The 22,801-nt window shown below is 69.7% G+C and carries 14 protein-coding genes; 1 reads left to right on the top strand and 13 read right to left on the bottom strand.

Annotated features, from left to right (window positions below):
* Window positions 1-165: 165 nt before the first annotated feature.
* The gene (locus ACFFGE_RS04275; RefSeq protein WP_376834621.1) at window positions 166-1,494 is read left to right on the top strand and encodes a UDP-glucose dehydrogenase family protein; all 1,329 of its coding nucleotides are present in this window, start codon (window positions 166-168) and stop codon (window positions 1,492-1,494) included.
* On the opposite strand, the gene ACFFGE_RS04280 is transcribed toward ACFFGE_RS04275, so the two are convergent.
* From ACFFGE_RS04280 to ACFFGE_RS04340, 13 genes are all read right to left on the bottom strand, one after another.
* On the bottom strand, window positions 1,495-2,511 hold the full coding sequence (locus ACFFGE_RS04280) for an ABC transporter ATP-binding protein (protein ID WP_376834623.1): 1,017 nt from the start codon (window positions 2,509-2,511) through the stop codon (window positions 1,495-1,497).
* Entirely contained in the window at window positions 2,511-3,998 is a 1,488-nt protein-coding gene (locus ACFFGE_RS04285; protein WP_376834625.1) for an ABC transporter permease, read from the bottom strand. The genes ACFFGE_RS04280 and ACFFGE_RS04285 overlap by 1 nt, the downstream gene beginning before the upstream one ends.
* A 113-nt stretch (window positions 3,999-4,111) precedes the next feature.
* Window positions 4,112-5,158 (bottom strand): extracellular solute-binding protein, encoded by a 1,047-nt coding sequence (locus ACFFGE_RS04290; RefSeq protein ID WP_376834627.1) that lies wholly within the window; start codon window positions 5,156-5,158, stop codon window positions 4,112-4,114.
* 75 nt (window positions 5,159-5,233) lie between these two features.
* A complete protein-coding gene (locus ACFFGE_RS04295) occupies window positions 5,234-7,297 on the bottom strand; it encodes a TonB-dependent receptor (protein ID WP_376834629.1) in 2,064 nt (687 codons plus the stop codon).
* A gap of 70 nt (window positions 7,298-7,367) precedes the next feature.
* On the bottom strand, window positions 7,368-8,507 hold the full coding sequence (locus tag ACFFGE_RS04300) for a DNA cytosine methyltransferase (protein WP_376834631.1): 1,140 nt from the start codon (window positions 8,505-8,507) through the stop codon (window positions 7,368-7,370).
* A 101-nt stretch (window positions 8,508-8,608) separates the two neighbouring features.
* On the bottom strand, window positions 8,609-10,870 hold the full coding sequence (locus tag ACFFGE_RS04305) for a glycoside hydrolase family 3 N-terminal domain-containing protein (protein ID WP_376834633.1): 2,262 nt from the start codon (window positions 10,868-10,870) through the stop codon (window positions 8,609-8,611).
* Between the two features lie 43 nt (window positions 10,871-10,913).
* Window positions 10,914-14,114 (bottom strand): discoidin domain-containing protein, encoded by a 3,201-nt coding sequence (locus ACFFGE_RS04310; RefSeq protein WP_376834635.1) that lies wholly within the window; start codon window positions 14,112-14,114, stop codon window positions 10,914-10,916.
* A gap of 2 nt (window positions 14,115-14,116) precedes the next feature.
* Window positions 14,117-14,932: a carbohydrate ABC transporter permease gene (locus ACFFGE_RS04315; protein ID WP_376834637.1), complete on the bottom strand. Its 816-nt coding sequence runs from the start codon at window positions 14,930-14,932 to the stop codon at window positions 14,117-14,119.
* Entirely contained in the window at window positions 14,929-15,831 is a 903-nt protein-coding gene (locus ACFFGE_RS04320; RefSeq protein ID WP_376834639.1) for a carbohydrate ABC transporter permease, read from the bottom strand. The genes ACFFGE_RS04315 and ACFFGE_RS04320 overlap by 4 nt, the downstream gene beginning before the upstream one ends.
* Entirely contained in the window at window positions 15,828-17,093 is a 1,266-nt protein-coding gene (locus ACFFGE_RS04325; protein WP_376834641.1) for a sugar ABC transporter substrate-binding protein, read from the bottom strand. The genes ACFFGE_RS04320 and ACFFGE_RS04325 overlap by 4 nt, the downstream gene beginning before the upstream one ends.
* Window positions 17,090-18,520 carry a glucoamylase family protein gene (locus ACFFGE_RS04330; RefSeq protein WP_376834643.1) on the bottom strand — a complete coding sequence of 477 codons (1,431 nt, stop codon included), beginning with the start codon at window positions 18,518-18,520 and terminating at the stop codon, window positions 17,090-17,092. Before ACFFGE_RS04330 ends, ACFFGE_RS04325 begins: the two co-directional genes overlap by 4 nt.
* Window positions 18,521-18,604: 84 nt before the next feature.
* Window positions 18,605-21,610 carry a TonB-dependent receptor gene (locus ACFFGE_RS04335; RefSeq protein WP_376834645.1) on the bottom strand — a complete coding sequence of 1,002 codons (3,006 nt, stop codon included), beginning with the start codon at window positions 21,608-21,610 and terminating at the stop codon, window positions 18,605-18,607.
* The gene (locus ACFFGE_RS04340) at window positions 21,607-22,707 is read right to left on the bottom strand and encodes a LacI family DNA-binding transcriptional regulator (RefSeq protein ID WP_376834647.1); all 1,101 of its coding nucleotides are present in this window, start codon (window positions 22,705-22,707) and stop codon (window positions 21,607-21,609) included. Before ACFFGE_RS04340 ends, ACFFGE_RS04335 begins: the two co-directional genes overlap by 4 nt.
* Window positions 22,708-22,801: the final 94 nt, after the last annotated feature.

Genomic DNA, 22,801 nt, shown 5'->3' on the forward strand with positions numbered 1-22,801 from the left:
GTGGCTCAGGCTCTCACTCGAGACTGGACCGTAGTCGGCGGACGAAGGGAGGAATTGTGCAGCGCGGTCACGGTTGAGGCGCCGCGCGCGCGGACGGGGGCGTCGAGAGTTGTCGAGATCGGGACGCGCCTCTAAGGAAACAGGCGTCACCGGGGGATATTCACCATGCGCGTCGCGATGATCGGGACCGGCTATGTAGGGCTGGTGTCCGGAGCCTGTTTCGCGGACTTCGGCCATGTCGTGACGTGCATCGACAAGGACCCTTCCAAGATCGAGCGCCTGGAGCGGGGCGAAATCCCGATCTTCGAGCCGGGGCTGGACGATCTGGTGGCGCGTAACGTGCGCGAGGGTCGACTGTTCTTCACGCTCGAGGGCGCCGAGGCGATCCGCGAGGCCGACGCGGTGTTCATAGCCGTCGGCACGCCGTCCCGGCGTGGGGACGGCCATGCGGACCTGTCCTACGTCTACGCCGCGGCCGAAGAGATCGCGGGTCTGATTCAGGGCTTCACCGTCGTCGTCACCAAATCGACCGTCCCGGTCGGCACAGGCGACGAGGTCGAGGCCATCATCCGTCGCGTGAACCCGGACGCCCGGTTCGCGGTGGTGTCCAATCCGGAGTTCCTGCGCGAGGGCGCGGCGATCGGCGACTTCAAGCGTCCCGACCGGGTGGTGGTGGGCGTCAATGACATCGACAGCGAGACCGGCCGGCGCGCGAAGGCCGTCATGAACGAGCTCTACCGCCCGCTGAACCTGAACGAGAGCCCATTGCTCTTCGTCGGGCGCCGCACCTCGGAGCTGATCAAGTATGCGGCCAACGCCTTCCTGGCCATGAAGATCACCTTCATCAACGAGATGGCGGACCTGTGCGAGGCGGTGGGCGCCGACGTGCAGCAGGTCGCTCGCGGTATCGGCCTGGACAAGCGCATCGGCGCCAAGTTCCTGCACGCCGGGCCGGGCTACGGCGGCAGCTGCTTTCCGAAGGACACCATCGCCCTGGTCCGGACGGCCCAGCAGTACGGCGCCCCGACCCGCCTGATCGAGACGACGGTGGAGGTCAACGACAGCCGCAAGAAGGCCATGGCCGGCCGCGTCGAGGCGGCGCTGGGCGAGGCGGTGAAGGGCAAGACCGTCGCCCTGCTGGGTCTGACCTTCAAGCCCAATACCGACGACATGCGCGACGCCCCCAGCCTCGATATCGCCAAGGCCCTCATTGCGTCCGGCGCCCGGGTCCAGGCTTTCGACCCCGAGGGCATGCACGAGGCCGCCAAGATGCTGGACGGCGTGGAGATGAAGGCGGACGCCTACGACGCCGCCCAGGGCGCCGACGCCGTCGTCATCGTCACCGAATGGGACCCGTTCCGGGCCCTGGACCTGGACCGGCTGAAGGGACTGATGGCGCAGCCCGTGCTCGTCGATCTCAGGAACATCTACCGCCCGGAGGACATGGCCGCGCGGGGGTTCCGCTACTCCGGCGTCGGACGGGGCGCGGCCTGATCAGTCCAGGGTGACGGCGCGGGCGACATCCAGCCTGACCCGAACCGCGTCCCCGACACGCACCGCGCCCGGCGCGGCCAGCAGCGTCGCGCGCGCGCCCTGCCTCTCTACATCCACCTCGGCCTGATCGCCGGCGTAGGCGACAGACACGACCGCAGCCTCCAGTCCGTCGGCAGACAAGCTCAACGCCTCGGGGCGGAACATCACATGGGCGGGACCCTCCGGACCGTCGGACGCCACCTCGCCCCAGGGCGTGAGCACCCGCCCGCCGGCACGGTCGCCCATCGCCACCTCGACATCGCCCAGCAGGCGCGCCGCCGAAAGCGACACAGGGCGCGCGTAGCAGTCCTCTGGCGAGCCCGCCTGCAAGACCCTGCCCTGATCCATCAGTATGAGGTCGTCGGCCATCAGCATGGCGTCGCGGGCGTCGTGGGTGACGATCAGGGCGGCGACCCCGGCGGCCTTCAGCGTACGGGCCAGGTCCTCGCGCACCTCGGCCCGGAGGTAGGCGTCGAGGCTGGAGAAGGGCTCGTCCAGCAGGATCGCGCGCGGTTCGGGCGCCAGCGCCCGCGCGAGCGCGACGCGCTGCTGCTGTCCGCCCGAGAGCTGATGCGGCCAGTCCCCGCCACGGTCGCCGATGCCGACCCGCTCCAGCCAGTGCGCGGCCTGTTCGCGGCGCGCCGCGCGCGGCAGATGCGCCAAGCCGAACGCCACATTGTCGATGACGCTCAGATGGGGAAACAGCGCATGGTCCTGGAACACCAGCCCGATGCGTCGCCGCTCGGGCGGAACGGCGCGGCGCGTCGAAGCGATCAGGGTCTCGCCGTGGCGAATGACGCCGCCGTCCAGCGGCTCCAGCCCGGCGATCATCCGCAGAAGCGTGCTCTTGCCGCAGCCGGACGGCCCCAGCAGCGCCGTGATGCGCCCAGGCTCCAGCCGCAGGCTGACGCCGTCCACGGCGGTGCGTCGTCCGAAACGGCGCGTCAGGTCTTCGCAGATCAGGGGCTCGGCGGTCACTAGGTCGGTCCCGGCCGTCCGGCGGCCACGCGACGGCTAAGCCACATCACGCCCGGCAAGGCCAGAAGGATGATCATCAGCGACGGCGGCCCCGCCTGCGCCAGCCGCTCGTCCTGGGCGTAGTTCGACGCCAGCACCGCCAGGGTGTCGAAGTCGAAGGGCCGGAGGATCAGGGTCGCCGGCAGTTCCTTCAGCACGTCGACGAAGACGATGATCAGGGCGGTGAAGACGGCCCCGCGCGCGGCGGGCAGGCGCACTCCGAAGGCGGCCGCCGTCTCGCTGCGGCCGAGGAGGCGCGCGGCCCCCACCATCGAGGGGGTGGCCCGCAGCAAGCCAGCCTCGACCGGCTCGAGCGCGGCGGCGGCCAGTCGGGCTGCGTAGGCGTAGATCAGGAGCGCCACGCCCCAGCCGAAGCCCGACGCCGCCCCCGGCGCGACGCTCCAGACCACGGCCGCGGGGGCAAGCAGGCCGATCGCCATCACGGCGCCCGGCGTCGCATAGCCCAGGCTGACCGCACGCCCGACCGGTCCCAGCCTCGCCAGCGTCAGGGCCAGCAGCGTCGCCAGCAGCACCGTCGCCGCCGCGCCGCCGACGCCGAGCGTCAGGGTGCGGACCGCCGCCGGGACCAGCCGGCTCCACGCCGGCTCGATCTCCAGGGCCGAGAGGAACAGCCAGGTCGCCGGGATCAGCAGGGCGAAGGCCAGGAGCAGGGTGCAGAACAGGGTCGCCGCGAGCGCCGCGAGACCCGTCAGCCGCGCGGGCTGGAACGGCCGCTGCCCTGCCCGCCCGTAGCGGCGCTTGCCCCGCGACGCCCGCTCGATCCAGATCAGCAGGGCGGCGGTCGCCAGAAGCGGCAGGGCGAAGCGGGCGGCGGCGGCCGGCGAGCCATAGACCGACCAGGCCCGCACCACGCCGGTGGTCAGGGTCTGGACGTTCAGGAACTGCACCGCGCCGTAGTCCGCCAGCGTCTCCATCACCGTCAGCGACAGCCCCGCCGCCAACGCCGGCCAGGCCATCGGCAGGGCGACGCCGGCGAAGGCGCGCCACGGCCCCGCGCCCAGCGTGCGCGCCGCCTCAACGGCCTGCGCCGCCTGGGCTTCCAAAGCCGCGCGCAGCGTCAGATAGGTGTAGGGATAGAAGGCCAGCCCGAGCACCAACGCCGCGCCCCACAAGGATCGCAGGGACAGCGGCAGATCAAATCCCGCCTCCGCCCTCAGGAAGGTCCGGAACGGGCCCGCCACGTCCAGCAGATCCGCATAGCCATAGGCCACGGCGAAGGCGGGCGCCGCCAGCGGCAGGGCCAGCGCCCAGGTGAACAGCCCCCGCCCCGGGAACCGGTGCATCGCCACCAGCCAGGCGGCGACGGCCCCCAAACCCCCGGCGATGACCGCGACCAGCACGACCAGCGCGGCAGAGGTCGCCGCATAGCGCGCCACGTCCGCCGCCGCGATGTCCGCGGCGCCCGGCCTCAGCGCCGCCGCGACCACGCCGCCCAGCGGCAGAAGCAGCGCGAGCGTGACCAGCAGGCCCAGCCACGTCAGCGGCGAGGCCAGCCACTCCCCGAGCGCGCGGCGCGCCGGGCCGGTGAGGGCGAGGTCGCTTATCGCCAGCCCGCCGCGCTCATCATCGACTGCGCCTCGGCCTGACGCGGGCCATAGGTCGAGACCGCCATCGGATTGGCCTGGAAGTCGGCATAGGCGTCGACCGGCGCGGGGGCGGGCACGTCGGGGCTGGCGGGGAACTCGTTGTTCATCCGCGACACCAGCGTCTGGGACTCCGGCGACGACAGGAATTCCAGCAGGCGGACGGCGTTGTCGCGGTTCGGCGCATTAGCCGTCACCCCGCCGCCCGACACGTTCACATGCGCCCCCTGCCCGTTCAGCGACGGGAACGACAGACGCAGCTTGCCGGTCACCTCCTGATCGGCCGCCTCGCCGTTGGCCATGCGGATGAAATAGTAGCTGTTGGTCAGGGCGATCTCGCACACGCCCGCCGCGACGGCGCGGATCTGGTCGCGGTCGCCGCCCTCGGGCGGACGGGCCATGTTGGCGACCACGCCCTCGACCCACTGACGCGCCCGTTCCGGACCCCAGGCCTCGATCAGCGCCCCGACCAGCGACAGGTTGTAGACGCTGTCCGACGAGCGGACGCACAGCCGGCCCCGGAAGCGCGGCGAGGCGATCTCCTCATAGGTGTCGATCTCTTCGGGCCGCACCCGCGCCGGATCATAGGCGACGATGCGGGCGCGGCGGGCGAAGCCGAACCACTCGCCGTTCGGCGCGCGCAGGTTCGCGGGTATGCGGCCGTTGATGGTGTCCGACGTCGTCGGCTGGAACAGCCCCGCGTTCTGGGCCCGCCACAGAGCGCCGGCGTCGGCGGCCACGAAGACGTCGGCCGGGCTGGCCTGGCCCTCGGCCTGCATCCGCGCGATCAGCTGGTCGGGATTGCCCTCGACCACATTGACGCGAATGCCCGTCTCCTCGGTGAACCGCTCATACAGCGCCTCGTCGGCGTCGTAGTGGCGAGCGGAATAGACGTTCACCACCCCGGCGTCGGCCGGGGCCGCCTGCTCGGTGTTCTGTCCGCAGGCCGCGAGCACGAGCGCGGTCACGGCGGCCGCGGCGAGGTGGGTGAGGCGCAGGGTCATGGAGGTCTCCTTCGAAGATAAGGCCCTACCAGCGCTGAGAACGGGTCGCAACGCTGGCGGGGGTCGCGGGCGGCGTCAGAACCTCGCGGCGAGGGTGAGCCGCGCGTTCAGGGGCGCGCCCGGGGTTAGATTGTTGTTGTTGTGCGCATCGGCCCAGTAGTCCTCGTCCAGCAGGTTCTCGACGTTCAACTGCACATCGACGCTCGGCGTCAGCGCATAGAAGACCGCCGCGTCGACCCGGGTGAAGCCCGGCAGGCGCGTGGTGGCGGCCGTGGTCCGGATCGCCGCCCACTGGTCGGACTGATGGGTCACGCCGAGGCCGAGGCCCAGCCGCTCATTGACCTCGAACCGGTTCCAGAGGGCGATGCTGGTCTTCGGGGTCTGGGCAAGGTCGATCAGATCGTTGCCCTCCAGATGCGCGTCTTGCCAGGCGTAGCCGCCCGACACGGTCCAGCGCTCCGTGATCCGCCCCGCGACGCCGAGCTCCAATCCCCGGGTCACCGTCTCGCCGACATTGATCGTAACGGTCGGGTCCGCCGGATCGGGCGTCGTGGCGTTGGTGCGGCGGAGCTCGAACAGGGCGGCGGTCAGGCTGAACAGCGGAGACACGTCCCACTTGGCGCCGACCTCCACGTTCTCGAACTCTTCCGGCTCAAGGTTCTGGGTGGTCGGCGTCAGCGAGCCGAACTGCTCCCCCGAGCGGGGCAGGAAGGACCGGCTGTAGCTGGCGTAGAGGGACGCGGTCTCGACCGGCTTGTAGACCAGTCCGACCCGCGGAGAGACCTCCTCGTCGACCCGGGCGAACGGGCGATCCGGGTTCGGCAGGAAGTCGACGCCCTCGATGTCGAACCGGTCCCATCGCAGCCCGAGGATCAGGTCGACATGGCGCCCCAGGCCGATCTGGTCCTGGGCGTAGACCGAGGTGGTGCGCACCCGGCTGGTGGTCTCACGCGAGGGGGTGGTGAACTCCACCGTCGGGTAGACCGGGTTGCTGAGGCTGAGCGTCGGCGCGGACAGCACGCCGTTCAGGCGCAAGCCATCGGTCTCCTGGTCGCCGTACTCGAAGCCGACCATCACCCGATGCTCGATCGGACCGCCAAGGTGTTCCCAGATCAGGTTGGACTGGAACAGCCAGTTGCGGCGGTCGGTGGTGTCCAGATAGTTGGCCAGCGGCACCTCGCCCGTGGGCGACGTCGCCGGCCCGCCGGGGAAGACGTTGGCGTAGAGCTTGTCGTAGTCGGCGCCGACGAGGGTGGCGTTCAGGCTGAGCGCGTCGCTGAGCCGCCCCTCGACCCGCAGCTTGGCGATGTGGGCCTTCAGCGTCGTGACGTTGGCGCCCGGCACGCCGAAGAAGCGTTCGTCGTAACCTTCCAGGGGACGTCCCTGGAACGACGGCACGCCCCGGTCCGTCGTGCGTTCGTCGTCGATGTATTCGTAGGACAGGCCGGCGTTCCAACCCGGCGCGATCTCCGCGGCGAGGTAGGGGTTGATGGCGAAGCGCTCGCCCTCGACGAAGTCGCGGAAGCTCTCGCTCCGCTCGGCCATCATGTTCAGGCGCAGCGCCGTGGCGTCGTTCAGCGGCCGGTTCACGTCGGCCCAGACGCCGTAGCCGCCGAAGCTGTCGGCGAAGACCCGTCCGCCGCCGAAGGCCGCGTCGGCGCTCGGAGCCTTCTGCACGCGGTTGATGATGCCGCCGCCGCCGCCCCGGCCGAAGATCAGCGCGTACGGCCCTCGCAGCACCTCGACCCGCTCCAGGTTGTAGAGCGGCCGGTAGTACTGGACGTCGTCCCGCACCCCGTCGATGAAGAAGTCGGCGGTGGTGTTCTGGCCGCGCAGGGTGATCTGGTCGCGGTTGCCCTCCCCCTGACCGACGGTGACGCCGGGCACATACCGCAGCACGTCGCCCAGGCTGTCCATCGCCTGATCCTGAATCTGGCGGCGCGTGACGACGGTCACGCTCTGGGGCACGTCGATCAGGGGCGTGTCCGTCTTGGTCGCGGTGATGGTGTTGACCGCCAGATAGCCGCGTTGCTCTCCGGTCACGACGATCGGAGCCACCTGCGTCGCCTCCGGACCCCCGGGATCCAAGGCTCCCACGCCCAGCAAGGCGGATGCGGCGACCGTGACAAGAAGGCTCATGAGATTGACTCGCAAAACGACGGAGCGTCGCTTTATTGCAAGCCGTTCGCACTTGCAAGCGGGGTGGCGGTCAGGCCGCCTTCAGCCTCAGGCGCGCCTTCAGCAGCGGCTCGAAGAGGGCCCGGGCGAGATGCCGCACCACCGGGACCGCCACGCCATCGCCCGTGACATGGTAGGCGTCCGTGGCGCTCCTCGGCAGCACGAAGTCGTCGCCCAGTCCCATCAGCCGCGCCGTCTCGCGCGGGGTCATCAGCCGCGTCCGCACCCGCTGCTGCTCCACCACCATCAGGACCTGGCGACTCGAACCGCCGGCCGGAGTGCGCAGGCAGCCGGCGCGTCCGTCGAAGCGCACCTCGGCCCGCTGTATCCGTCCGCCTCGCCCGTCGGGACGGGTTCGGCGATACACCGCCCCCACCGTGCGCTGAGGCTTCGCCAAAGCCGCGCGGACCTGCTCGAGGTGTGACGGCGCCATCAGGTCGAGGATCGCCTTGGTGCGGGCCTGGCTGTGCCAGAGCGCGGGCTCCCGCACCTCTTCGATCAACTCGACCAGCGGAGCGACAGGGTCGGAGGGCGGCGCCACGCGCCACCACGCCATCCGCTCGCGCAGAGACTGGGGCAAGCCCGCGACGGCCCTGACCAGAGCCGGGGTGTGAAACGGCGCTTCAGGCCCGCCGGCGTCCGCCATCCGCCAGTCGGCGTCCTCCCGCACGCCGATGACGAACAGGCGCGGGCGGCTCTGCGGCACGAACAGGTCAGCGTTGATGACCAGGGCCCCGACGCGATAGCCGCTGTCGACGAAGGCGCGGCAGATCACCCCGAAATCCGCGCCGCCGCGCGAGGTCAGGGTCCCGCAGACGTTCTCGACCGCCACGATCCGGGGCGCGCGGCCCTCGCCGATCAGCCCGTCCACGAGTCGCCAGAAGCCGTGAAAGGCGCCCGATCGCTGCCCCGCCAGCCCCGCGCCCGCTCCGGCCAGAGACAGGTCCTGACAGGGAAACGACCCCCACATCAGGTCCGCCACGCCGGGCAGCCGCGCCACCTCGATCCCGTGGATGTCCCCGACATGCAGCTCCGCGCCGTCGCCCCAGTTGGCGCGATAGGTCTCGGCCTTCTTGGGATCGATGTCGTTGGCGAAGACGCAGCGCCAGGCGTCACCCAGCCCGGCGCGAACCATCCCGCCGCCGGCGAAGAACTCATAGACCTCAGGCATCGCGGGAATCGCCCATGGTTTCAGGCTGGGGCCTGGGGCTCACGACGTCCAGATGGCCGCCGATGTCCGACCGGGACGCGTCGATCGCATTCGGCGTCCGGTCAAGCCAAGGTCAGGGTGACCGGCTCGCCCGCCACGGCGGAGGGCGCGATCCAGACGTCGAACTCGCCCGGCTCGGCCACCCGGCGCAGGTCCGGATTGACGAAGGCCAGGTGATCGCGGCCGATGGTGAACTCCACCGTGATGGACTGGCCGGGCGCCAGTCGCACCTTGCGGAAGTCCTTCAGCTCGCGCACCGGCCGGGCCAGGCTCGCGACCCGGTCGTGGACATAGAGCTGGGCGACTTCCTCGCCCTCGCGCCCGCCCACATTGGTGATCCGGCAGCGCGCCGTCACCGATCCGTCGGCGTTCATCCGCGCCGCGCTCAGCTCGACCGGGCCGTACTCGAAGCGGGTGTAGGTCAGGCCGAAGCCGAACGGATACAGCGCCTCGTGCGTGACCTCGCGATAGCGCGCCTTGTACTCCGCCCCCTCCGGCGTCAGCTGCGGGCGGCCGGTCCGGCGATGGTTGTAGAAATAGGGCTGCTGGCCCGAGGCCTGCGGGAAGCTGACCGGCAGGCGGCCGCTGGGCGCGTGCTCGCCGAAAAGGATGTCGGCGATGGAATGGCCTGTCTCCGACCCCAGGAACCAGGTCGCCAGAATGGCCTGGGCCTCGCGCACCGCACCCTCGATCGCCAGCGCCCGTCCGTGCCTGAGCAGCACCACCACCGGCTTGCCGGTGGCGATCACGGCTTCCGCCAGCGCCTGTTGCGGCGCGGGCAGGCCGATGTCGATGCGCGACTGGGCCTCGCCGGACATGTTCTGGGTCTCGCCGACGGCCAGCAGCACCACGTCCGCCGCTTGGGCCGCCCGCACCGCGGCTTCGATCCCGCCGTCGATCGGCGCCTCGACGTCGGAACCCTTCACTGTCGTGAAGGTGGCGCCGGCCGCGCGCAGGCCGGCCTCGAGGCTGACCACGTTCTCCTTGCCGCCGAGCCAGGCCCAGGGGCCGAACAGATTGTCCTCGTCCGCGCCGAACGGGCCGATCAACGCCAGGCGCCGGTCCTTGGAAAGGGGCAGCAGGTCGCCCTCGTTCCTCAGCATCACGATCGACTTGCGCCCCGCCTCGCGGCCCAGGGCACGGATGTCGGCGGGGGCGGCGCCCGCCTCCTCCCGCGCCGGGTCCAGCGAACGGTACGGGTTGTCGAACAGGCCGATCACCGCCTTGATGCGCAGCAGCCGCCGCACCGCCTCGTCGACCACGGCCTCGCTCAGCCGCCCCGACCGGACCAGGTCCGGCACGTGGTCGCGGTAGAAGCCAGACGCCATGCTCATGTCGACGCCCGCATAGAGGGCCTTCAGCGTCGCGTCCGGCGCGTCGGCGGCATAGCCGTGCGCGATCAGCTCCATATCGGCGGTGTAGTCCGAGACCACGAAGCCGTCGAAGCCCATCTCGCCGCGCAGCATGTCGGTCATCAGCTTGCGGCTGCCGCTGGCGGGGACGCCGGCGATGTCGTTGAAGGCGCTCATCACCGTCAGCGCCCCGGCCTCAAAGGCGGCGACGAACGGCGGCAGGTGCACCTCGCGCAGCGTCGTCTCCGGGATGTCGGCGCTGGCGTAGTCCATGCCGCCGGTCACCGCGCCATAGGCGGCGAAGTGCTTCGGGCAGGCCAGCATGGAGTCGTCGGCCAGCAGGTCCGGCCCCTGGAAGCCCTTGACCCGCGCCGCGGCGAAGACGCAGCCCAGGTGCACGTCCTCGCCGGCGCCCTCGGCAACCCGGCCCCAGCGCTGGTCCCGCGCCACGTCCACCATGGGCGCGAAGGTCCAGTGCAACCCCGCCGCCGACGCCTCGATCGCCGCGTAGCGGGCGGTGCGCTCGGCCAACTCCGGCTCGAAGCTGGCGCTCTCGCCCAGCGGGATCGGGAACACGGTCTTGTAGCCGTGGATGATGTCGGCCCCGAAGATCAGCGGGATCTTCAGCCGGCTCTCCTCCACCGCGATCCGCTGCAGCTCGCGCGCACCCGCCGCGCCGACCCCGTTGAACAGGCCGCCGACTTCGCCGTCGCGCACCTGGTCCAGGATCTCGGCCCGTTCCGCCAACTGAGTGGGATTGGCGTTGGCGAAGGCGCCGGCGCGCGACAGGTCGGGCATGATGGTCAGCTGACCGGCCTTCTCCTCCAACGTCATCCGCCGGATCAGGTCCTCGATCCGCGCCTCGTCCGCCGCGCTGGCCCGGACGGGGGGCGCGGTCATAGCGATGGCCAATGCGCTCGCGCCCATCAGAACGCTCCGCCGGTCGAGGTTGAGGGCGGGACGGTCGGGCATGGCGAACTCCAGTCGTGGGTCATGGGCGTCACTCGGGCGAAGATCATCGGGTCAGAACCACCAGCCGTCCTGGGGTCGAAAGGGTGAAGGCGCCGTCCCTGGGGCTGAGGGGACGTCCGTCGAACGTGGCGGAAAGCGCCGTGGATTCCAAAGGCCAGGGCAGGACGAAGCCGCCGGGCGGGGCGGCGCCCTCCACCGTCAGCTCCAGCCCGCCGTCGGTGCGGCGCAGACGATAGGTCAACGCACCATAGGGCGTGCGTACGTTCTCCACGCCGACGCCCTCCCCGTCCAGCCACGCCTCGGGCACGCCGGCGGCCAGCACCAGCGCCTGGTCCTGCGCGCGCTCGTAAACCAGCAGGTCCAGCGCCGAGCGGATGTAGTCGGAGCTGATCCAGGCGTGGGGCATGTCGCCGATGAAGCGCGGCTCGCGCAGATGGCGTCCCACCACCTCGGCCCAGCCGTTCCAGGGCCGGGGCCGCATATCGCTGAAATAGAAGTCGAGCGCCGCGACGGCCTGATCCCGCCGTCCCAGCCGAACCAGGGCGCCGACGTTCCTCAGCTCATAAGGCGTGTAGTCGGCCCATTCCGCGCGGTTCGACAGCCGCGCCTCGAAGTTGGCCCACCAGCGGTCGAAGGTGTTCCGCAGTAGGTCCTGCGGCAGCTCGGCCTGCAGCCCGCCGGGCGACAGGGCGATGGTGGTCGAGGTGGCGTCGAAGTCGCCCCGGTCGGCGGCGCCAGCGATCCAGTCGATGCCGTGATGCTCGGCCGTGGCCAGGATACTTGCCATCACATCGGCGGCGAACTCCGCCTCGGAGCGGCGGAACGCCTCGGCCGCGTCGGTCTCGCCGAGCTGTTCGGCGACATAGATCGCCTCGCGGTAGCCGAGCAGGCCCCAGAAGTCGTCCCAGTACGAATAGGCCGGCTTGTCCGAATATCCCTCATGGCTGATCGACGGCGGCAGAAGCCCGTAGAGATGTCTCGTCTCCGGCGTCTGGTTCGCAGGCGTGCGTGTTTCGGCGCGCAGCTGGTCCATGTAGCGGATCGCGCCCTGCACGCCCGGCCACGCCCGGCGCAGCAGCTCCCGGTCGCCGGTGTAGCGATAGGTTTCGGCCGCCAGGAACACATACTCGCCGTGGCTGTCGTTCTCCGGCACCGGGTCGGCGCCACGCCGGTCCACGCAGCAGGGCACCTTGCCGTTGTCGAAGAGATAGGGCGTGTACCAGTCCAGATAGGCCGCCGAGAGGTCGGCGTGGCCCAGCCGGTTCAGCCCCTCGGCCATCATGGCCCCGTCGCGGATCCAGGAGCGGTTGTAGCTGCGCGTGCCCGGCTGCAGCACCGGCCCCTGCCGCGACATCAGCATGTGGGCCAGCGAAGAGCGCATGACGTCCTCGATCCGCTGCGCCTGGGGCGGCAAGATCAGGTCGAACCGGTCCAGTTTCTCCCGCCATTCGGCGGCCACGCGCTGTTCCACCGTGTCCCACGCGGCCTCGACCGAACCGACCGGCACCATGTCCGGCGCGCCGCCCGACAGCGGGCTCATGAAGCCGAAGGTTCGGGTCTGGCCGGGCTGAAGCTCCACGTCGAACGTCAGGCCGCCGGCCATCAGGCTGGAGGCGTCGGACTCCACCAGCGGCTCCGACGCCGAACGGACGCGCGCCGAAGCGAACAGCGCCTGGGGATCGGCGCCCGCCTCGAAGGTCGAGGCGATCACGCCGTCGGGGGCGACCAGAGGATTGATGCGGATGCCGTCGTTCAGGATCAGCGTCGCGCCGTTCCACTGCATCTGCTCGATCGGCCCGACCCCTCCCGGAACGGCCAGGAATTGGCGCGGCCCGTTGACCTGGAACGGCCGCGCGGCGAGCGCCAGCGTCAGCCGGACCGGCCGGGGGCTCGTGTTGGTCAGGCGATAGCGGGTCCAAAGTTGCGCCCGCTCCGGCTGCCCGTCCGCCAGCGCCGTGATCTCCAGACGCCAGTCGTCGGCGGTCCATGTCACGGTCGGGATCGGCAGGTCGCCGTCCTTCAGGCTCTGCGCGATGTCGACGTCGGCCCAGCTGACGACCCGCCCGTTGTCGATGACGAAGGGCTCGATCGACGGCCCGGCCCGGCGCAGCTCCACCACCCCGTCCTCGCCGATCAGGGCGCTCTCCCCGCCCCCGTCGACGCCGACCAGGGTCCAGTAGGGCTGCTCCCCGTGAAAGCCGCGCGGATAGGTCCCCCGCCGGCTATCGGCCGCCACCTCCAGCATGAAAGTCGTGGGCGTCTCGCCGAACGCGATCGGCTCGATCCGAACGTCCCGCAGGACATAGGCCGCGTCGGCCCCGGCGCCGAGCCGCTGGCCCGCGCCCATCTGCTGGCCCTCCCGCGCCGCCTGGCCCCTTTCCAGATCCAGCCTCAGCCAGCGGGCCGAGCTATCGGGCGCCCGCAGCCAGTCGGTCCCGCCGTCGCCGTCGCGCACCCGCGCGATCTCGCGCCAGGTCTCCCGGTCCGACGACGCCATGATCCTATAGGCCGAGGCCGCTCCGTTCGGCGCCCATTGCAGCGTAAGACCCCCGAACTCCCGCTCGTAACCCAGGTCGAGCGTCAGGCTCTGCGCCCCCTGCCCCTCGGATCGCCAGGCGCTCTGGACATCGTCGTCGACGGCGCGCGACGCCGCGAAGTCTCCATCCGTGCTCGTCGCCGAGGCGACCGGGCGCGGCGGCACGCTCGGCTCCGGCGGCAGCTCGCGGATCGTCAGGTCGTCGATCTCGATGAAGCCGGCCCCGCCCTGGTCGGCGACGACCACGAACTCCATCCGCTCCGCGCCCCGGAAGGTGCGATCCGGGTCGGGCCCCCAGGCCCAGGTGATCTGGCGGCGGCGGATGACCACCTCGGTCCAGTCCGACGGCGGGGTCCAGTCGCGGATCTGGCGCCAGTGGACGTTCTCCGCGCCCGCGTCGGTGAACTTGATCTCGAAGGTGTTCGACAGGCCCTCGCCACGCACCTTGAACCGGATCTCGTAGTTCTCCGGCACAGCCACGTCGATCAGTCGCGCCGCGAAGGCGTAGCCCGACCGGCCGTTGAAGTCATAGGTCAGCCGCATCGCCTGACCATCCGCGCCCCCGACCTGCGAGATGGCCGAGCTGACGTCGGTGGAGGCGTCGGCGCGCCAGTCCGACAGGCTCTCGAACCCGTCCAGCAGACGGGTCTGGGCGACGGAAGGCAGGGCCGTCAGGGCCCAGATCAGGAGGATCGCCAGGGCGCGCATCATCATCCTTTCACGCTCCCCGCCAGCATCCCCCGGATGTAGAAACGCTGCAGGGCCAGGAAGAGGATCAGCACCGGCGCCACCGTGATCACCGCGCCCGCCATCATCATCTCGATGTCCTGCACGTGCTCGCGCGACAGGGCCGCCAGGGCCACCGGCAGGGTGTAGTTCGACTGGTCCGTCAGGATGATCAAAGGCCACAGGAAGTCGTTCCAGCTGCCCAGGAATACGAACAGCGCGAGCGTGATGAGGATCGGGGTCAGGTTCGGCAGCACCACCCGGCGGAAGATCTGCCCCTCCGTCGCGCCGTCCAGACGGGCGGCCTCCAGCATCTCGTCGGGGATCGACAGGGCGTACTGGCGGATCAGGAACAGGCCGAAGATCGACGCCAGCCACGGCACCAGCGCGCCGGCGTAGGTGTTCACCAGCCCCATCCCCTTCAGCATCAGGAACAGCGGCAGGGTGCCGATCTGGGCGGGGACGACCAGCGCCGCGACCAGGAACTGGAACAGGCGCTCGCGGCCCCTGAACCTCAGCTTGGCGAAGGCGTAGCCGGCGGGCACCGTGAAGGCGAGCGCCAGAAGCGTCGCCAGCGACGCCAGGGCGAAGCTGTTCCACAGGTAGCGCCCCATCCCCCGGGTGACGAACAGGTCGCGATAGTGCTCCAGCGTCGGGCGCGTCGGCAGCAGCGGCGGCGGGAAGGTCGCGGCCTCGCCCGTGGACATGAAGCTGACCGACACCATCCAGGCCAGCGGGAACAGCACGATCAGTCCGATCGCCGCCACGGCCAGGTTCAGCAGGATGGCGCGGGGCTTCATTGGTAGGCCCCCAACCGCCGCGCGACCGCCAGCTGCACCAGCGTCACCGCCAGGATGATCAGGAACAGGATGAAGGCGACGGCCGAGGCGGAGCCGAGATTCCACCATTTGAAGCCCTCTTCGTACATGAAGTAGAGCACCGTCACGGTGGACTGGGCCGGCCCGCCTTGGGTCATCACATAGGGCTCGGCGAACAGCTGGAAGAAGCTCGCCACCGAGATGATCGACACCAGGAGGAACGTCGGCGCGATGGCCGGCAGCGTCACATGGCGGAAGCGCATCCACGCCCCGGCCCCGTCGATGCGCGCCGCCTCGTGCAGGTCGTCCGGCACGGTCTGCAGAACCGCCAGAAAGATCAGCATGTTGTAGCCGAAGGTCTTCCACACCACGAACATCAGGATCGCCGGGATCGACGTCTGCGGGTTCCCAAGCCAGTCGACGGCGGGCAGACCGACCGAGGTGATCGCCCAGTTGATCACGCCGTAGCGGGTGTTCAGCAGGTAGTTCCACAGCACCGCCGTGGCCACGAGCGTGGTCACGAAGGGCGCGAAGAACACCACCCGCCAGACCGGGCGCCACTTCACCACCCGCGCGTTCAGCGCCAGCGCCGCGACCAGCGACGCCCCGACCGTCAGCGGCACGCCGATCACCGCGAACAGCGCCGTGTTACGCAGCGCGCCCCAGAACAGCGGATTGCCGAGCAGCCGCTCATAGTTCTGCAGGCCTACGAACCTGAGGTTCGACAGATCCGCCAGCGCGTAGATGTCGAAGTCGGTCAGGCTGAGCAGCAGCGCCGAAACGACCGGGATCACGAAGAACAGGCCGATCGCGATCATCGCCGGGGCGACGAAGCCCCAGGCGGCGCGTTCCCTTTGTCGGGTGAGGACCAGTCCGCTCATGCGTCCCGCTCCAGCATCCAGCGGCGCTTTTCCAGCAGGCGGTCGGTGCGGCGGTCGATCTCGGCGGCGGCGGCCTCGGGCGTGTGCTCGCCCCGCACCATGCGCTCGGCCACGATCTGCATCTCGGTGACGATACGCTCCCACTCCGGCACCTTCGGCACGGCCTCGGCGCGGGCCAGCTGTGCGCGGAAGGGCTGGAGCATCGGATCGTTCGCCACCGTGGGCGCGGACCAGGCGCTCTGCCGGGCCGGCAGGTTGCCAGTGATGCCGTTGAAGCGCGCCTGCACCGACGGCTCGGACAGATAGCGCACCAGCCGCCAGGCCGCGTCCTGATTGGGCGAGGAGCGATAGACCACCAGCGACGATCCGCCGGGCGCGGAGGCCCCGGGTCCGATCGGCCCGGGCACGCCGGCGGTCATCCATTCCGTCTCCGGCGGCAGGCGCCGGCGGAAGTCGCCGATGGTCCACGGCCCGGAGAAGTAGAAGCTGAACCAGCCGCGCTGGAACTCGGTCCAGACGTTGGAGATCTGGCTGGCCGAAGCGACCGGGGCCAGCCCCTCGTCGAACAGGCTCTTGTAAAAGGCTAGCGCCGCCACGAACGAGGCGCTGGAGAAATTCCCCCGCGTGCCCTCGTCGCGAAGCAAGGGTTGATTTCCCTGAAGCCCCAGCGTCAGAAGCTGCTCGAATTCGTTGAGCGGCAACAGGATCGCGTAACGGTCAGGCCCGACCAGGCGCTTGATGTCGAGCATCTGCGCCTTCCAGTCGGCCCAGGTGACGGCGGGCGCCTCATGGCCCGCCTCGGCCAGCAGATCGGTGCGATAGAACAGCAGGCGCGTGTCCACGTACCATGGCGTCGCCACCGGCCGGCCGTCGATGGTGTTGGTGTCCAGCACCGCCTCGAACTGGTCCGACAGCAGGTCCGACGCCGAGCGCGGCAGCGGGCTGATGGCGCCGATCGCGGCCATCTCCGAGACCCAGGTGTTGCCCACCTGGCTCACGTCCGGCAGCGAGTCGCCCGCATAGGCGGTCAGCAGCTTCTGGTGCGCGGCGGTCCACGGCAGGGCCTGCACCGTCACCTCGACGTCGGGGTGCAGCCGGTGGAACTCGGGCAGCAGCTGCGGGACATTGGTCGCCTCGTTGCCCATGGCCCAGAAGCTCAGACGCGTGACCCCGTCCCGGGCGCGCGGCGAGCAGGCGGCCGCCGTGGCCCCGGCGGCTAGAAGACCGAGCGCATATCTGCGATGCGGCCGCCCGTCGATCATGCCTGGTCCAGCCACCCGCCCGTGAAGCCAGCGACCTTCAGCCCGCGCGTCAGGTTCGGCTCGCCCCGCATGTGCCGCCAGACCAGGTCCGAGCGGTGGTTCTCGATCATGATGATGATCGGCCCCTGGTCGATGCCCAGATAGTCGCCGTCGATCCAGCCGGTCCCCGGCACGACGCGCCCGTGCAGCAGCGGCCCTTCGCGCTCCGTCAGGGTCGGATTGAACGAATCCAGGAAGCCGTAGCGGGTATAGACCGCCGGATAGATCGCCTTCATCGCCTTCAGGCACGGCGTGACGATCTCCGGCGCGAAGGGCATGGCCCCGATCGCGGCCGTGGGCGCGAGCGTCCCGTCGTCCCGGTCGCCCGGGCCGCGCGCCGAATAGCTGAAGAACTGCCGCTCGCGCCCGGCGATCGTCTGGCGGAAGTCCCCCGGCCCGTCGCAGGCGGTCAAGCCCCAGACCTCGCCCGAATAGCCCACCCAGCCGCCGGGGTTCTGGATGGCGTACTCGCGCTGGGCGTAGGTCGCGCGGCGGCTGTTCTCGAAGTAGTCGAACGCCACGCCCAGCTCGGCGGACTTGGCGCGCATGAAGGCGTCGCGGATGCCGCGGAAGTCGACCCACATGTGGCTGTACTGGTGGCCAAACAGCGGCGCGAACTGCAGGTGCGGCTCGCCCCATTCGGCGCCCCAGCTGCGATCGTAGACCGAGCACCACTCATCCCAGATCGCCTTGCCAAGCGGATGGGTGCGGCTGCCCATGGCCAGCAGCAGGACGATCATGCCCTCGTTGTACACGTGCCAGTCGGCCTCGATGAAGCCGGTCTCCGGATGCCAGCCCATGGAGATGCGGTTGGGCCGCACGACGACCCAGTCCCACTCCACCCGGTCGTAGATGGCCTGAGCCAGCCGCCGGATCTCGGCCTCGGCAGGGTCGGCGCCGTCGAAATAGCGCGCGGCGAACAGCATGCCGCCGATCAGCAGCGCAGTGTCCACCGTCGACAGCTCGGTGCGGGCGAAGCGATGGCCCGTCCTCATGTCGAGGAAATGATAGAAGAAGCCCTTGTACCCCCCGACGCCGGTCGGCTCGGGTCCCTGGGGCAAGTCGTGGAAGAAGCGCAGCGTGTTCAGCGTGCGCTCGCGCGCCTGATCGCGCGTGATCCAGCCCCGCTCCACGCCGACGGGCCAGGAGGTCAGGGCGAAACCCACGGCGGCGACGGAGCAGAAGCTCTCGGTCGGCCAGCGGTCCGGCGTCAGGCCGGTCTCGTGCGGGGTGACGTCCCACATCCAGCGGAACGTGCGTTCCTGCACCTCATGGACGTCGGGATCCACATCGACGCCGGCGAAGGCGCCGCTCGTCGCGCAGGCCGACAGGGCGCCGGCGGAGGCCGCGAGGGCGGCGGAGGAAAGAAGGAAGGCGCGGCGGTCCATCAAGGGCATCCTGCCTCTGGTAAGCGAACAGAAAAAAGGCGGCCGCCCCCGCGAGCGAGGGCGGCCAAGGGGCTCAGGAGCGGGTTACCAGCTGTAGCGCAGGCCCACCTGGAACGTCCGCTGCGGCGAGAACACCGCTGTCGGGCGACCGAAGTTGGCGCTGGTGAAGTTCTGATCGAAGCCGGAGTAGTTCTTGAAGTCGAAGATGTTGATGGCGTCGAGGATCAGGTCGAGGTTGTGGCCCTCGAAGGTCTCGAACGTCTTCGTCAGACGCAGGTCCAGCTGGCGGAAGGCGAAGGCGTTCGGGATGATGAAGTTCTCCTTCTCCGGGAACTGATCGAACCAGCAGATGTTCGGACCCGGCGCCGCCGGCGTCGGGCAGTTGAACACCGTGTAGGGGCGTCCAGAACCCAGGGTCAGGATGCCTGACAGGCGGAAGTCCGCCGGCAGCGCCACGGTGCCCGAGGCGACGATACGGTGACGCTCGACACCCGGCGTGTTGAACCAGGGACTTTGATCCAGGGTCGCGTAGTCGAAGTCGAAGGCGCCCAGACCCTGATCACGGCTGCCGTTCTGCTCGCCCTCGGCGTAGGTGTAGGCCACGTTGAAGCCGTAACCGTCGCGGAACGGACGGTCGACCGTCAGGTAGATCGCCTTGTACTTCCGCTCGCGATTGTGGTCCGAGTAGAAGACGCTGTCGTTGAACGCGTAGGGCTGGCCCGTCGCCGGGTTTGTGAACTGCGACGGACGGGCGACGAGCTGGTTCGAGCTGTTGACGTTCAGACGGTACCAGCCGAACTCGTCCTGGGTGTGCGAGTAGGCGAAGGTCAACGCCGTCTGGATATCGCCGAACCGCTGACGAACGCCAAGGTTGAACTGGTCGGTGAAGGGCACCGGCGCGTCGTTCTTCACCAGGAAGATTTCGCCACGTCCCTGGGTGCCGGCCAGCAGGGTGTCGAGATTTTCGCGATCCAGATAACTCGGGTCCCAAGCGACCGTATCGGTCCGCCCGCCGAACGTCCCGCCGGAGGGCGAGAAGTAGATCGTCCGCGACAGGTTGAAGGGCGAGAACCGTTCCGAGAAGGCGAAGTTGAAGCCGATCCGGTCATAGTAGCGGCCGGCGCCCCCGAACAGAACCGTGCTCTCGTCGCCGAACCAGTCGTAGCTGAAGCCGACCCGGGGCTGAATGGCCCCCATGAAGGCGTCGCGGTCGCCGTCGGAGATATAGTCGTTGACATCGACCGGCGGATCATAGGCCGCGACCGTCTCGAAAGCGGCCAGCACGCCGCGGATCGAGTCCGGCGTGACCCAGTCGGCGTTGGCGGCGTTGTCCTCGTAATCCCAGCGGATGCCGAGGTTGAGCTCCAGCTTGTCGGTGATCTGCCAATCGTCCTGGATGTAGATGCCGAAGGTGTTGTTCGACACGTCGGCCGGATCGGTCGGCAGGTTCAGCGAGACCTGGGTCGGGATCGCCGAGGATCCGAAGATTTCCGGGCGGGCCTCGATGTCGTAGCGGAACTGCGGGTTCCGGTTGAAGAACTTCTGGACATAGTAGTCCCGGGCGGAATAGCGCACGCCCATTTTGATGGTGTGGCTGCCGTTCCACTCCAGCCCGTAGAGGGTCAGGTCGTTGCGGAAGGTGAGCGCCTCGTCCCGGATTTCCTGATTGTTCGTACCGCCGCCCAGGTTGAAGACCGTCGCCTGGACCTGATTGTAGTCGAAGTTGAAGGCGCCGCCGGCCGTCGCGTCACGATAGATGACGTAGTTCTCGCCCGAGAGATCGAAGTTGACCGCTTGGGGATTGTATTCGTTGAAGAACCAGTCGATCGAGAACTCGTTCAGGAAGTTGTCGCCCTGGTAGGTGTGGCGCAGGACGACGTTGCTGACGTCCTGATTGACCTCGTTGGCGCGGCTGAACGCGTTCACGCCGCCGAAATCACGGATATCCGTGGCGCTGTTGTAGGTGGCGCTCAGGTCAAGGCGCTGGCGGTCGTCGATCTGCCAGGACAGCTTGCCGAAGAAGAGATCCTGTTCGAACGGGGCCTCGAACGTGCCGAGCTCGTCCTCGAACAACGGGGTGTACTGCGCCACGTTCTGGTTAAGGTTGACGGTGCTCGCCCGCGTCTCGTCCTTGCGCTCGTAAGAGAGGAAGTAGTGGAGCCTGTCCTCGATGATCGGCCCGCCGAACGCGGCGCCCCACTGCTCGCGGTCCAGCTGCGGCTTGGGCTCGCCACGACGCTCGGAGAAGACGTTCTGGGTGTACCAGTCGGTATCGGAGTAGAAGCCGAAGATCTCGCCGGTGAAGTCGTTTGTTCCTGAGCGCGTCACCGACGTGATGACGGCCGATCCGGCCTGTTCGTACTCGGCCTTGAAGTTTTGGCTCAGCACCCGGAACTCGGCCACGGCGGCCTGCGGGAACGGGTTGCCGCGGTTGTCGTCCTGACCGGCGATCCCGCCGTCGAGGATGTTGGACTTCTGGTTGGCGCCGTCGATGAAGACGTTCACCGCGTTGGCCGACTGGGCGCCGGCGTAGATGGTCCGCTCAGCCGGGTCCTCACGCACCACCAGGCTGGGAGCCAGGGCGGCGAAGTTCAGGAAGTTACGGTTGATCTGCGGCAGGTCGTTGATCTGCTGTCTGGTGACGTTGGTGGCCACCTCCGAGGTCCGCACCTCCACCACGCGCTCGGCGCGGACGATGATCTCGTCGACGGTCGTCACGCCGGCGTCGGCCGTCGAGGCCGCGGCGACGTCGAGGTTCAGGGTGCCGGTCTGGCCCAGGCCGACCGTGACGGTCTGGCTGGCCGTCTGGCCGTCGCCCGAGGTGACGCTGACGGTGTAGGTGCCCGGGCGCAGGCCCGGAAGCACGTAGCGGCCCTGGGCGTCGACGTTGCTGCGCGAGACGTAGCCGGTGGCGACCTCGGTGGCGGTGATCACCCCGCCGGCCTCGGCGACGCCGCCCTCGGTGATCTGACCCCTGAGGGTGCCGGTGGCGGTTTGCGCCGCCGCCATGCCCGCGAACGCCATCGAGGCGGCCACGGCCAGAGCCGAAGCGCAGGCGAGACGCGCGGCCTTTCCGTTGAACTTGGTCATCTTGCTCCTCCCTGAGAGACTGGATCGGCGGCCCGGGATGCTGTCGCCCCGATATCGCCGGCTGAAAGACTGGACTCGCGTGCGACCAACTGCGGCCGCACGATCTCACGCATGGGCTGCTGGCCCGTCGCAGCGCCGCCGATGCGGTCGGCCAGGCGCCCCAGGGCGCGGCGGCCGACGTCGGCGATGCTGATCCTCATGGTGGTCAGGCCCGGGCTGACGAGCGCGGCGATCGGCACGTCGTCGAAGCCGCACAGGGCCACGTCCTGGGGGCAGCGCAGCCCGGCCTCCCGGAACGCCAGGAGCGCGCCCACCGCCATCATGTCGTTGCCGGCGAAGACCGCGTCCGGCCGTTCGGCCTCGCTCGCCAGCACGCGCCCGGCGCGGTGGCCCGAGGCCTGGTCGAAATCGCCGTCGATCACCCGCGACGGCAGGCCAGCGTCGGCCATCGCCTCGAGATAGCCGGCCAGACGGGCCTCGGCCTCCAGGTTGCCTGCCGGGCCGGCGATATGGGCGATGGAGCGACGGCCGCCGGCGATCAGGTGACGCGTCGCCTCCGCGGCCCCGCCGTGGTTGTCGACCACGATGGACGGCTGGGTTTCGTCGTCCAGCGCGCCGTTCAGCGTCAGGGTCGGCAGATTGCCGACCAGGCTGGCCGCGAGGTTGGCGGACGCCAGGTGCGGCGACATGACGATCAGCCCGTCCACGCGCCCGCGCAGGTTCCTGACGGCGGCGGCGGCGTCGTCGGCGTGGTCGTGCGAGCTCGACACCAGCAGGTGCAGCCCGCGTTCGCGCGCGGCGACGTCCAGGCCCCGGATCAGCTCCGAGAAGAACTCTCCGAACAGGTCCGGCAGGATCACGCCGACCGTGTCGGTCCGGCTGGTGGACAGGCTGCGGGCGCCGCTGTGGGGCACGTAGCGAAGCTCGGCGGCGGCGTCGAAGACCTTGCGGCGCGTGTGCTCGGTCACCGGGCCCAGGCCGTTGAGCACGCGCGACACCGACGCCACGGACACGCCGGCCACCCTGGCCACGTCGCGGATCGTGGGCGCCTTGGCCGACGCGCCGTCAACGCCCTGCGCACCCTTGGACTGCCGCAATTTCGCCTCTCCCCAGTTGCGCCGCCAGCCTTTTTGGCCGGTCTTTTGTCGCGAGTAAGCGGTTACATGACCGATGTAACCGTTTTCGGCAAGG

Origin of the sequence: Brevundimonas balnearis (genome assembly GCF_042434805.1) — a bacterium.
In the GTDB taxonomy this organism is placed as follows: domain Bacteria; phylum Pseudomonadota; class Alphaproteobacteria; order Caulobacterales; family Caulobacteraceae; genus Brevundimonas; species Brevundimonas balnearis.

What these genes read in the sequence shown, in the direction of transcription:
- ACFFGE_RS04275 (WP_376834621.1), top strand. Translation starts at nt 166, where the DNA reads ATGCGCGTCGCGATGATCGGGACCGGCTATGTAGGGCTGGTGTCCGGA.
- ACFFGE_RS04290 (WP_376834627.1), bottom strand. Translation starts at nt 5,158, where the DNA reads ATGACCCTGCGCCTCACCCACCTCGCCGCGGCCGCCGTGACCGCGCTC.
- ACFFGE_RS04295 (WP_376834629.1), bottom strand. Translation starts at nt 7,297, where the DNA reads ATGAGCCTTCTTGTCACGGTCGCCGCATCCGCCTTGCTGGGCGTGGGA.
- ACFFGE_RS04300 (WP_376834631.1), bottom strand. Translation starts at nt 8,507, where the DNA reads ATGCCTGAGGTCTATGAGTTCTTCGCCGGCGGCGGGATGGTTCGCGCC.
- ACFFGE_RS04305 (WP_376834633.1), bottom strand. Translation starts at nt 10,870, where the DNA reads ATGCCCGACCGTCCCGCCCTCAACCTCGACCGGCGGAGCGTTCTGATG.
- ACFFGE_RS04310 (WP_376834635.1), bottom strand. Translation starts at nt 14,114, where the DNA reads ATGCGCGCCCTGGCGATCCTCCTGATCTGGGCCCTGACGGCCCTGCCT.
- ACFFGE_RS04315 (WP_376834637.1), bottom strand. Translation starts at nt 14,932, where the DNA reads ATGAAGCCCCGCGCCATCCTGCTGAACCTGGCCGTGGCGGCGATCGGA.
- ACFFGE_RS04320 (WP_376834639.1), bottom strand. Translation starts at nt 15,831, where the DNA reads ATGAGCGGACTGGTCCTCACCCGACAAAGGGAACGCGCCGCCTGGGGC.
- ACFFGE_RS04325 (WP_376834641.1), bottom strand. Translation starts at nt 17,093, where the DNA reads ATGATCGACGGGCGGCCGCATCGCAGATATGCGCTCGGTCTTCTAGCC.
- ACFFGE_RS04330 (WP_376834643.1), bottom strand. Translation starts at nt 18,520, where the DNA reads ATGGACCGCCGCGCCTTCCTTCTTTCCTCCGCCGCCCTCGCGGCCTCC.
- ACFFGE_RS04335 (WP_376834645.1), bottom strand. Translation starts at nt 21,610, where the DNA reads ATGACCAAGTTCAACGGAAAGGCCGCGCGTCTCGCCTGCGCTTCGGCT.